Source organism: Terriglobus sp. YAF25 (assembly GCF_052113305.1).
Taxonomy (GTDB): Bacteria; Acidobacteriota; Terriglobia; order Terriglobales; family Acidobacteriaceae; genus Terriglobus.
Map to the genome: position 1 here is coordinate 1 of NZ_JBFRCY010000820.1, position 1,900 is coordinate 1,900.

Annotated in this window: 3 protein-coding genes; 1 reads left to right on the forward strand and 2 read right to left on the reverse strand. The window is 58.4% G+C overall.

Going from position 1 to position 1,900, the window contains the following annotated elements; all coding sequences use genetic code 11:
* Window positions 1–343: hypothetical protein (locus tag AB4043_RS24115; RefSeq protein WP_442308334.1), on the forward strand; the 343-nt coding region annotated here is incomplete at its 5' end.
* A gap of 78 nt (window positions 344–421) precedes the next feature.
* Here AB4043_RS24115 and AB4043_RS24120 read toward each other — a convergent pair.
* Both AB4043_RS24120 and AB4043_RS24125 read right to left on the reverse strand, forming a co-directional pair.
* Window positions 422–1,246 (reverse strand): alpha/beta fold hydrolase, encoded by an 825-nt coding sequence (locus AB4043_RS24120; protein ID WP_442301600.1) that lies wholly within the window; start codon window positions 1,244–1,246, stop codon window positions 422–424.
* On the reverse strand, window positions 1,221–1,900 hold a 680-nt coding region (locus AB4043_RS24125; protein ID WP_442308335.1), incomplete at its 5' end, for a hypothetical protein. The genes AB4043_RS24120 and AB4043_RS24125, both read right to left, overlap by 26 nt.

Here is a 1,900-nt window from a genome sequence, read left to right on the forward strand (position 1 = left end):
GTACAGCACCAGCCTCAAGACACCGAAGCTCTCAGCCGGTGAGACCGCTTGCCTGCGCTTCGAAGCAGTGCATGAGATCGCACGAGTGACCTTTGCAGGCAAATCGGTGGCAACTACATGGGCCCCACCCTATGAAGCGTGTCTGCATGGGCCACTGCCAGAGAGTGGAGTGCTTGAGGTTGCGGTGACGAACCTGTGGCACAACCGTCGTGTTGGCGATGCTGTTGATCCTGCAACAAAGCAGACGAAGAGCAATATTACGTTGCCTTCGCCGGATGAGCCTCTGCTGCCTTCGGGGCTTACAGGAGGGTTGGAGTGGCATATTTATCGGGGACAGCCATGATGCAACCCGATTCGAGCTTCGCTCGGACGATCCCACCCATCGCGATGCGATGGATGGGGCACCCGGCTCTGTGGTTAGTTATTCGAGATGACCTAGCTCATGCGCCGTACAAACGGAGCAGAAGCCACGTACTACCTCATTGAAGTACCCGGGGCGCTGGAGTGGCGCGAAATGGGTGACACCTTCGAGCAGGACCAGCCTGGCGTTGGGGATCGACCTCGCTAGGTATTCTGCATGTTCTGTACGGATGAATTCGTCGGAACTGCTCTGCACGATAGTGACGGGCACGCTGATCTTTCCGAGATCTTCGGCGGTGTAATTGGGTTGTGTCCGTTGCATGAGTGAGAGATCGGCGACGAGTTGCTGAAACTGATCCGGTGTTGATGACAGCGCGGCGTAATCCCTTGTGTGGCGAGAGAAGCAGCGGTCGAGAACAGGCGTCGTCTCGAAGGGCTTTACTCCGCTTGGATCCATATTGCAGGCGAAGAAGAAGACTCCGGAGACACGTGTAGGATGCGCCGCAGCCAGGACCATCGCAGTACATGCGCCATCACTCCAGCCAACAAGGGCAGCCTTCTCGATCTGCAGTGCATCCATGACCGCGACAACATCGGAGGCCATCAGATCGTACGAGTAGGGACGCTGGTCGCGCGTACTTCTTCCCTGCCCGCGGCTGTCAATCAGAACAGCCTGAAATCCATTCTCGATGAGGAATGGAACCTGATAGCCCCAGTTGCCGCTGTGGCCCAATCCGCCATGCAACAGGATGACRGGAGAACCTGAGCCAAGCCTGCAGTACCAGATGCGGGCGCCTTCATGGGTCACATGGCCGCTCTCACCCGGAGGCAGAGCTGGGGCTCCGTGAGCCTGAAAGCTCTCAAGCGTATCGTCCTGCACTATCATTCGTAGTCCTCTGTTTAGACAGCTTGTCGGAATCTGATCTTTCGTCTGTGAGACTGTCTGCCAGCAGCAGCGACGCTGCGGCGATGATCCAGGTGATGAAGAACGCTGTCAGCGGGAAACGCGGCCCCACCGGGGAGCCGGACATCTTTGGCGCAGAGGCAAACCAGGTGTTGGGTCCCCAGACCAGGAAAGCGAAGATTGCCAGCATCGCGGTTTCGATATACGCAGCCAGACGTGGCAGGACCATAAACAGTAGCCCCAGGCCGCAGGCAATCTGCCCTACGCCGGTCAGATAGGCGAAGCCGACGCGGAAGGGCAACCAGGAAGGAACAAGGCCGGCCGTGATCTTCACATAAAAGAGATGACTGAGGCCGACAGGAATCACCGCGAGCCCGAAGAGAATGCGTGCGATCTGCAGCCCACTCGTGCCAGTGAAGCGCTTGAAGAAGGATGCCTGCTCCAGGCCGGAGAAACGGGCAAAGACCACCAGGCCGCCGGCAAACAACATGGCAATTTCGCCAAGCCCGAGCCAGACGCCCTCGATCTGCGGAGCGACGATCAGCGCCGGAATCTTAAGGCAAAGCCAGGCCAGAAGGAACAGAAGGACGGCACGCGAAGCAATCGCCACGGTTGGACGAAAGAGCAGAGCCACGC